At 74.0% G+C, this 8,460-nt stretch carries 9 protein-coding genes; 5 read left to right on the top strand and 4 right to left on the bottom strand.

Annotated features, from left to right (window positions below):
* The coding region (locus tag ACWEFJ_RS24205; RefSeq protein ID WP_449715131.1) for a hypothetical protein at positions 1 to 253 on the bottom strand (253 nt) is incomplete at its 3' end.
* Between ACWEFJ_RS24205 and ACWEFJ_RS24200 the strand changes: the two genes are divergently transcribed.
* Positions 252 to 1,211, top strand: coding sequence for a 5'-nucleotidase (locus ACWEFJ_RS24200; RefSeq protein ID WP_449715130.1), 960 nt, complete (start codon positions 252 to 254; stop codon positions 1,209 to 1,211). The two genes, ACWEFJ_RS24205 and ACWEFJ_RS24200, sit on opposite strands and share 2 nt — an antisense overlap.
* Positions 1,212 to 1,237: 26 nt before the next feature.
* Here the strand turns inward: ACWEFJ_RS24200 and ACWEFJ_RS24195 are convergent, their stop codons facing one another.
* Entirely contained in the window at positions 1,238 to 1,840 is a 603-nt protein-coding gene (locus ACWEFJ_RS24195; RefSeq protein WP_449715129.1) for a hypothetical protein, read from the bottom strand.
* A gap of 66 nt (positions 1,841 to 1,906) precedes the next feature.
* Positions 1,907 to 2,425 (bottom strand): MarR family winged helix-turn-helix transcriptional regulator, encoded by a 519-nt coding sequence (locus ACWEFJ_RS24190; RefSeq protein WP_378091999.1) that lies wholly within the window; start codon positions 2,423 to 2,425, stop codon positions 1,907 to 1,909.
* Positions 2,426 to 2,484: 59 nt separating this feature from the next.
* On the opposite strand from ACWEFJ_RS24190, the gene ACWEFJ_RS24185 reads away from it, so the two are divergent.
* Positions 2,485 to 3,999, top strand: coding sequence for a diguanylate cyclase domain-containing protein (locus tag ACWEFJ_RS24185; RefSeq protein ID WP_449715128.1), 1,515 nt, complete (start codon positions 2,485 to 2,487; stop codon positions 3,997 to 3,999).
* Positions 4,000 to 4,004: 5 nt separating this feature from the next.
* Here the strand turns inward: ACWEFJ_RS24185 and ACWEFJ_RS24180 are convergent, their stop codons facing one another.
* The gene (locus ACWEFJ_RS24180) at positions 4,005 to 4,661 is read right to left on the bottom strand and encodes a maleylpyruvate isomerase N-terminal domain-containing protein (protein ID WP_378092003.1); all 657 of its coding nucleotides are present in this window, start codon (positions 4,659 to 4,661) and stop codon (positions 4,005 to 4,007) included.
* A gap of 290 nt (positions 4,662 to 4,951) precedes the next feature.
* Between ACWEFJ_RS24180 and ACWEFJ_RS24175 the strand changes: the two genes are divergently transcribed.
* From ACWEFJ_RS24175 to helR, 3 genes are all read left to right on the top strand, one after another.
* Positions 4,952 to 5,341: a hypothetical protein gene (locus tag ACWEFJ_RS24175; protein ID WP_378092005.1), complete on the top strand. Its 390-nt coding sequence runs from the start codon at positions 4,952 to 4,954 to the stop codon at positions 5,339 to 5,341.
* Between the two features lie 54 nt (positions 5,342 to 5,395).
* Entirely contained in the window at positions 5,396 to 5,935 is a 540-nt protein-coding gene (locus tag ACWEFJ_RS24170) for a hypothetical protein (RefSeq protein WP_449715127.1), read from the top strand.
* 338 nt (positions 5,936 to 6,273) lie between these two features.
* The gene (helR, locus tag ACWEFJ_RS24165; RefSeq protein WP_449715126.1) at positions 6,274 to 8,451 is read left to right on the top strand and encodes an RNA polymerase recycling motor ATPase HelR; all 2,178 of its coding nucleotides are present in this window, start codon (positions 6,274 to 6,276) and stop codon (positions 8,449 to 8,451) included.
* Positions 8,452 to 8,460: the final 9 nt, after the last annotated feature.

The following is an 8,460-nucleotide window of genomic DNA, read 5'->3' as shown; positions in this document are numbered from 1 at the left end:
TACTTCTCCAACTGGCCGACCAGCGTCTCGAGCACAGCGTGGTGCGGCCGGCGACGTCCTCCTCCGCGTGGCCGGCCACCGTCGTCCGGCCACGCGGTTCGCCCGCGCTCAGGACGCCACACGCGCGCTGACTCACCCCGTCCCGCTCCCCGCCGCGATCGAACTCCGCCGACACGCTCGATCGCGTGACTAGAAGGTTCACCCGTTGGGGCGTACCGTCGCTGCTCTTGAGCGACGAGTAGGCGGTGGACATGTCGTATCACTTGGACGGTCGTCTCGTCATCGGCATCGCATCGAGTGCCCTGTTCGACTTGGCGGAGTCCGACTTGGTGTTCCGGCGGGATGGCGTCGCCGCGTACCGCGAGTACCAGGAACAGCGGGCACGCACACCGCTGGAACCCGGGGTCGCGTTCCCCTTCGTCCGCCGCCTGCTCTCCCTCAACGACCTCGCGACGGACTCGGACGGCCCGCTCGTCGAAGTGATCGTGCTGTCGAAGAACAGCCCTGACACCGGCCTCCGGGTCATGTACTCGATCCAGCACCACGGGTTGAACATCACCAGGGCCGTGTTCCAGCAAGGCAGGTCCCCGTACAAGTTCATGAAAGCGTTCGCCATGTCGCTGTTCCTGTCCGCGAACGAGCAGGACGTCGGTCGGGCGATGAAGGACGGTTTTCCCGCCGGGCTCGTGCTCGCGTCCTCGTTCCAGGACGACGACACGCGGGACCTGCGCATCGCGTTCGACTTCGACTGCGTCCTCGCCGGCGACGAGTCGGAACGCGTCATGCACGACGGTGATCTGCGGAAGTTCCACGAGCACGAGACCTTCAACGTCACGACGGCACACCACCCGGGCCCTCTGCACCCCTTCGCCCAGGCGATCAACCGGATCCAGGCGAGGGAGGAGCAGGAGCACGCCGCCAACCCCGAGTACCGGACCCGCGTCCGGGTCTCGATCGTCACGGCCCGCAACGCGCCTTCGCACGAGCGGGCCATCCGAAGCGTCAAGGAGTGGGGGTTGAGGGTCAGCGACGCCTTCTTCCTCGGCGGCATCGAGAAGGGCAGGGTGTTGGACGTCCTCCGGCCCCACATCTTCTTCGACGACCAACGCCACAATCTCGAGTCGGCGTCGATGGTCCCGTGCGTGCACATACCGTTCGGCATCGCCAACGGCGACTTCGCCTCACCGCACGACGGCCCGGCGGACGACTGACGGCCGGCCACGCGGTTCGCCCGCGCTCAGCCCAGCACGGCGGCCAGGTCGTCGAACGCCCGGCGCAGCTCCTCCTCCGCGCCGGGGCGCAGCAGCCCCAGCCGGCTCGGCATCGGGGCCGCGATGACCTCCACCCGGTCGTCCGCGAACCCCGAGCGCGCCCACGCGTCGCGGGCGTCGGCCCCCAGCAGCAGCACCGCCTTGATGTCCGGCACCAGCGCCAGCGCCTTCGGCAGCCACGGCCGCGCGTCCCGCCGGTCGGCGGCGGTGAGGCGGTCCCGCCCCGTCGGCCACGGCACGGCGTTCCAGTGCACGACGCGGTCCCACGCGACGCCCACCCGCTCGTACTCCCGGTAGCCGCGTTCGGCCGTCGGGTCGTCGTTCTCCAGGCTCAGCAGGCCCGAGCCCTGCTCCTTCGTGGCGCGCGGACCGGGTGACTTCAGCAGCACGAACGCCTCGGCCCGGGTGCCCGCGAACCCGGGGTCCGGGTAGGGCACCTCCCCCGGCTCCAGGCCGCGCGACCGGGCGATCCCGTCCGCCAACGCGACGAACGGGGCGATGTGCGGCTCGTCCAGCCGGTCGAGCTTGGCCCGCACCACGGCGGCGGACCTGTTCGCCCTGGCGGGCATCGGGACTCCCTTCGGGCCGGGCAGGACGGGCCGCACGGCGTTCGTTGAAAATGCGACGACCGGTGTCTACTTCGGCCGGTCGGCCACCACCCGGCGGATCAGCTCCACCATGTGCGCGCGCTCCTCGTCGTTCAGCACGGCGAACCACCGGGCCTCCCGGCCGTTCTGCCGGGGGAAGACGCGGGTCACCGCCGCGTGCCCCTCCTCGGTCAGCGCCACGAACACCACCCGCCGGTCCTGGCCGTCCCTGGTGCGCTCCACCAGCCCGGCCCGCTCCAGCGTGTTGATCAGGTTGGACATCGCCGACCTGGTCGTGCCGGACAGGTCGGCGAGCCGCGCGGGCTGCGTCGGGCCCAGGATCCACAGCTTGAACATCAGCCGGAACCCCGGCATGGTCCACCCCTGCTCGCGGTGCACCAGCGCCTCGTAGTCGGTGATCATCATGTACGCCAGGTGCAGCACGTTGTACGACAGCCGGAACGCGTCCGCGTCGCCGCCCAGCTCGGCGATCCGGTGCCGGGCGTACCGCTCGTACTCCTGCTCCGTCGCCACGTCGGCGGCCACGGGAACCTCCTGCTCTGCCACCCGCCGATCCTCCCAGGGCGGCCCGGCCGGCGGGGCCGGAATGCGGCACACTTACCCGCGTGATCGGGACGAGGCGGTTCGCCATCACGGCCACGGCCGTCGTGGCCGCGGCCGTCGCCGCGTCCGTCGCCGCGAGCTTCGGCCTGGTCAAGGGCGAGGGCGCGGTGGTCCTGGACGACCTCGCCCAGCTCGCCACGGGCCTGTTCGCGACCGCGTGCTGCTGGTGGACCGCGCGCCGGGCGACGGGCCCGGACCGCCGGTGGCGGCTCGCGATGGGCCTCGGCATGGCGGGCTGGTCGACCGGCCAGGCGCTGTGGACGTGGTACCAGCTCGTCGAGCGGCGCGCGGTGCCGTCGCCGTCGCCCGCGGACGCCGGTTACTTGAGCATCGTGCCGTTCGCGTTCGTCGCGCTGCTGGTCATCGGCAACTTCCGCCGCTCCGACTCCCCCGACGCGCTGCTGGACCGCCGCTCGCGCAGCGCCCGGCTGGTGCTGCTGCTGGACGGGCTGATCGTGGTCGGCTCGCTGTTCGTGCTCACCTGGACCACGTCGCTGGGCGGGCTGGTCGCGGCGGGCAACCCCGGCTCGGCGGCGTTCCTGGTGGCGATCGCCTACCCGGTCACGGACCTCGTGCTGCTGGTGATCGTGGTGGTGCTGAGCGCGGACCGCAAGCTGGTGCTGCGGCCCCAGCTGCGGCTGCTCGGCCTCGGCCTGGCGGGGCTCGCCGCGTCCGACTTCGCGTTCGCCTACCTGGTCAGCGTCCAGGCCCCCGAGGTGCCGCCGCTGGCCAACGCCGGGTTCGTGATCGGGCCCGCGCTGATCGGGCTGGCCGCGCTCGCGCCCGTGCCGTCGCCGCGCTCGGGCCCCGGTCGCACCAGCCGGCCGTGGCAGTGGGCCTACCTGCTGATGCCGTACGTGCCGTTACTCGTGAGCAGCGTGCTGGTGCTGCGGCGCACGATCATCGGCGACCTCGGTCCGCTGGACGCGGTCGAGATCGGCTGCGGTTTCACGGTGTTCGTCGCGGTGATCGTGCGGCAGTTGGTGACGCTGGTGGACAACACGAAGCTCGTGCTGCTGCTGCGCGAATCGGAACGCACGCTCACCCACCAGGCGCACCACGACGCGCTGACCGGCCTGGCCAACCGCGGCCTGTTCGAGCGCCGGCTGGACGAGGCCATGGCCGCCCACCAGCGCGACGGCACCCCGTTCGGGCTGCTGTTCGTGGACCTGGACGACTTCAAGGCGGTCAACGACGTGTCCGGCCACGCGCACGGCGACGCGATGCTGGCCCGCGTGGCGCAGCGGCTGCGGCAGTGCGTGCGGGAGACCGACGTGGTGGCGCGGCTCGGCGGCGACGAGTTCGGCGTCCTGGTCGAGGGCGTGGAGGAGCCGGAGAAGGTCGCGTTCCGCGTCCTCGACGCCCTGGGCGACGTGGACATCAGCGCCTCGGTCGGCGTGGTGATCTGCGCGGCGCCGGACCCGGAGGCCACCGCGGCGTCCGTGCTCAGCCGCGCGGACCGGGCCATGTACGAGGCCAAGCGCGACGGCGGGCGCGGTCTCGTCATCCACACCTAGGCCGGTCAGCCCAGCACGAACGGCAGCCGGTCGGCCAGGTCGCCCAGCCGCTCGCGTTCCGCGTCGGTCGGCGCGCGGCGGCCGGTGCCGACGAGCAACGCGTCCCGGTCGGCGAACGACGCGGGGAACGGCGCGCCGGCGATCCGCTCCAGCATCGCGCGCGTCCGGGCCAGGCCCTCGGCGGGCGGTCCGGGCACGTCCGGCAGGTGCGCGACGAGGTCGAGGTGGTGCAACGTCCACTCCAGCACGTACGCGGAGAGGTAGTCGCCGGCGGTGAGGACCTGGTCGCGCGTGCCGACCAGGGCGGCGGGGTCGGCGAGGGCGGCGGCGCGACCGGCGGCCGAGCCGACGTCGTCCAGGTGGAACTTCAGCAGCCACGGCTCGCCGTAGGCGGCGGCCAGCCGCACGGTCAGCGCGTCGAGCGGGTCGTCGCCGGTCGGGGGCGTGTCGCCGACCTCCCAGTACGTGACCGCGTCGCGGGTCGGCTCGCCCTCGGCCGGGGTGACGAGCGTGATCAGCACGTCCTGGGCGTCGATGACCAGGTGGCACACCAGGTCGCGGACGAGCCAGCCGGCGCAGCCCGACGGCCGGCCGAAGTCCTCGTCGGACAGGTCGGCGACCGCGGCCCGCAACGCCGCCCACGAACGGGAGAAGAGGTCCACCCCGCCACGGTAGTGCGTCGCGCCGGCCGCACGGGCGCGTTCCGCCGTCCGCGCGAGCCCGCCGCACCGGCGCGCGAAGACGTCCCGCCGGCCGAACGGGGACGTCCCGGCTGTCGCACCAGAACGTCCCCGCCGGCCGAGCGACAACCTCCCGCCGCAGCCCGGGAAGACGTCCCCCGGCGGGCACACCGGACCGGGGTTCCGCGCGTCGCGGTCGGGTCCCCCGCGGCCCTCCGACGGGCCCACCCGCCGTCACCGGGGCCGCGACCGGCAACACCTAGGCTGACCGCATGATTTTCTACACGGACGCCGAGAGCCGGACGCTGCGCACGGCCGTCTTCGGTGTGATGGTGCTGGTGTCCCAGGCCGACCCCGGTCCCGTGATCCAGGAGCGCCACGCCGGCCTCCGCGCCCTGATGCGGCTGTCGGCGGAGCTGCGCGGCGTGCTCCACGCGTCCCGGGTCGACCTCCCGTCCGGGTCGGGGACCGAGTTCGAGGAGCAGGTCCTGGAGGCCCTGCGGATGTCGGTCAAGATCCTCGCCGCGAAGGCCCCCGACGAGGCCGCGTCGTTCCCGGACGCCGTCGAGGCGATCTGCCACGAGGTCGCGCTCGCCGACGGCCAGGTGGCCGAGGTGGAGGCCGCCGTGATCGCGAAGGTGCGGGCCGCGCTGGGCGCGTGAGGCGCGGCGGCGCGACCGCCACCGGACACGTATGGTTTGCGAGCATCGCTCATCTTGACGTGGACGGAGGCGGCAGTGGCGGGGAAGGCGGCGGCCGTGGACCCGGACCGGCTGGACCGGGAAGCGCACGAGTTGTTCCTGCACCTGGAGCCCGCGCCCGCGGTCGGGCAGGACAAGGACGGCCGGACGGTCACGATCCCGCCCGGCGAGCGGTTCGCCGGGATCGCCCGCCGGGCGCGGTTCATCGCGGTGAGCGACACGCTCGCCCAGGCCGTGGCCGCGCTCCTGGCCCGGCGGGACGTGCCGGCCGAGGTCGGGCACGTGCGGGTCGACCCGGCCGCGGACGGCGACGAGCAGGTCCTCGGGCTGGACGTGGCGGTCGCCGGGGCGCGGGCCGTCGTGCCGATCCGCCCCGGCACGGCGCGGCTGCGCGCCTACCCCGCGGTCGAGGGGATCGACCTGGCCGGCCACGAGCCGCTGCTGACGATCGACCTCCCGGCCGACGCGATCGGCCGGGACGGCTGGATCACCGCCGACGCCATCGCCACCGCCCTGGCCGCCGCCCTGACCACCGAGCCGGCCCCCGCGGCCTGACCGCCACACGACCCCCGGGGACGGGAGAGCAGTCCCGACCGGGCCGGGCGCGCACGGGCGACCGGGACCGCCTGACGGCCTCGCGCACGACGAACGGGAACGGTGGGAAGGGGGTGCTCCGCGCCTTCCCACTTCACCGTACCGCGCGTCCCCGGGCTTGCCGCAAGACCCGGCGGGTGCCGCAGAATCAGCCGTCTCGACGGCAAGGGGGAGCGGCCCGCGCACCGCCGACCGACGGCGGCTTGACAGGGGCCGGACAATGGAAAGTCGGCGTGTCCCCGGAATTTCGAAGGGACTCCGCCGATCCTAAGTACGAGGTTAGCCGCTGTGAGGGGCATGTGTCAACTCGAGGGTACGAAGCAGAACTGCGGTCCGAACGCGACTACGTGGCCGGGCTCTACCAGCGCCTCGACGCCGAGCGCGCGAGGGTGAGGGCCCGGTACGGAGCGGCGCTGCGGGGCACCGGCGGCACGCCCATGGAGCGGGACGACGAGGTGCGGGCGCTGGCGCGCGAGGCGAAGCGGCTGGACGTGGCGGACAACGGGCTGTGCTTCGGCCGGCTCGACGCGGTCACGGGCGAGCGCTCGTACATCGGCCGGATCGGCCTGTTCGACGAGGAGGACGGGTACCGGCCGGTACTGCTGGACTGGCGCGCGCCCGCGGCGCGCCCGTTCTACGTCGCCACCGCCGCCAACCCGGAGAACATGCGCCGGCGCCGCCAGTTCCACACCCGCGGCCGGCGGCTGGTCGACTTCACCGACGAGGTCCTCGGCCGGCCCGGCGGCGAGGAGCGCGGCGACGCGGCCCTGCTCGCGGCGGTCAACGCGCCGCGCGGCGAGGGCATGCGCGACATCGTGGCCACGATCCAGGCCGAGCAGGACGAGATCATCCGGCTCGACCACCCCGGCGTGCTCGTGATCGAGGGTGGGCCGGGCACCGGGAAGACGGTGGTGGCGCTGCACCGCGTCGCGTACCTGCTCTACACCCAGCGGGAGCGGATGGAGCGCCACGGCGTGCTGGTGGTCGGGCCGAACCCGGCGTTCATCAACCACATCAGCCGCGTGCTGCCGTCGCTGGGCGAGTCCGACGTGGTCTTCCTGACCCCCGGCGACCTCGTGCCCGGTCTGCACGTCACCGCCGAGGACGCGCCGGAAGCGGCGCGGCTCAAGGGATCCCGGAAGATCCTGGACGTGCTCGCGGCGGCGGTCGCCGACCGGCAGCGGCTGCCGGAGCGGCCGGTGCCGGTCGAGCTGGGCGGCGTCGTGGGGCGGGTGGACCCCGAGACCGCCGAGTGGGCCAGGCAGGAGGCCCGGGACAGCGGGCTGCCGCACAACGAGGCCCGCGCGGTGTTCACCGAGGTCCTCACCTTCGCGCTCACCGAGCGGGCGATCGGCCGGCTCGGCAAGGGCTGGCTGAGCCGGTCGGACCGGGAGTCGTGGGAGCGGGTGCGGGCGGACCTGCGCAAGGAGCTGGCGGAGGACGCGGCGTTCACCGCCCTGCTCGACGAGCTGTGGCCGGTGCTGACGCCGCAGGCGCTGCTGTCGGGGCTCTACTCCTCGCCCGAGCGGCTGCGCGCGGCGGGCGCGGACCCGGCGTTGTGGCGGGCCGACGGCGAGGCGTGGACGGTGTCGGACGTGCCGCTGCTGGACGAGCTGGTCGACCTGCTCGGCCGGGACGGGGCCGACGACGGGGCGGCCGAGCGGAAGCGGAAGGCGGTGGCCGCGTACGCCGCCGACGTGCTCGACAGCCTGGTCGGCCGCCGGGACTCGATGGACGACGAGGACCACCTGTTCGCCACGGACCTGCTCTACGCCGAGGACCTGGCCGAGCGGGTGCTCGAACGCGACACCCGCGAGCTGGTCGAACGCGCCGCCGCGGACCGGGACTGGACCTACCGGCACGTCGTGGTGGACGAGGCGCAGGAGCTGTCCGAGATGGACTGGCGGGTGCTGATGCGGCGCTGCCCCGGCCGTTCCTTCACCGTCGTCGGCGACCTGGTCCAGCGCCGGTCGCCGGCGGGCGCGACGTCGTGGGGCGCGATGCTGGAGCCGTACGTGCCGGGCCGCTGGGTCCACCGGTCCCTGACCGTGAACTACCGCACGCCGGCCGAGATCATGGACGTCGCGGCGTCGGTGCTCGCCGACTTCGCGCCGGGCGTGCGGCCGCCGGAGTCGGTCCGGGCGTGCGGTGTCCGGCCGTGGGCCCGGCGGGTGGACGGGGACGGGATGGCGGCCGCGATCGCGGAGTTCGTGCGGGACGAGTCCGGGCGCGAGGGCACCAGCGTCGTGATCGGGCCGCCGGACGTGCCGGGCGCGGTGGCGGCGTCGGAGACCAAGGGCCTGGAGTTCGACGCCGTCCTGGTCGTGGACCCGGACCGGATCCTGGCCGACGGGCCGCGCGGCGCGGCCGAGCTGTACGTGGCGCTGACCCGTGCCACGCAACGCCTCGGCGTGCTGCACCGCGGCCCGCTGCCCGCGCTCCTGGACGGGCTGGTCGAGGTCGGCGTGGCCGTCTGACGCCACCGG

This window comes from Actinosynnema sp. NPDC004786 (genome assembly GCF_053601135.1).
The sequence above is the reverse complement of the archived record's forward strand: the minus strand, read 5'-3'. Positions and strand labels throughout refer to the sequence as shown.

Bases quoted from the DNA above. Each gene is read 5' to 3' on its own strand.
- ACWEFJ_RS24200 (WP_449715130.1), top strand. From the start codon at position 252: ATGTCGTATCACTTGGACGGTCGTCTCGTCATCGGCATCGCATCGAGT.
- ACWEFJ_RS24195 (WP_449715129.1), bottom strand. From the start codon at position 1,840: ATGCCCGCCAGGGCGAACAGGTCCGCCGCCGTGGTGCGGGCCAAGCTC.
- ACWEFJ_RS24175 (WP_378092005.1), top strand. From the start codon at position 4,952: ATGATTTTCTACACGGACGCCGAGAGCCGGACGCTGCGCACGGCCGTC.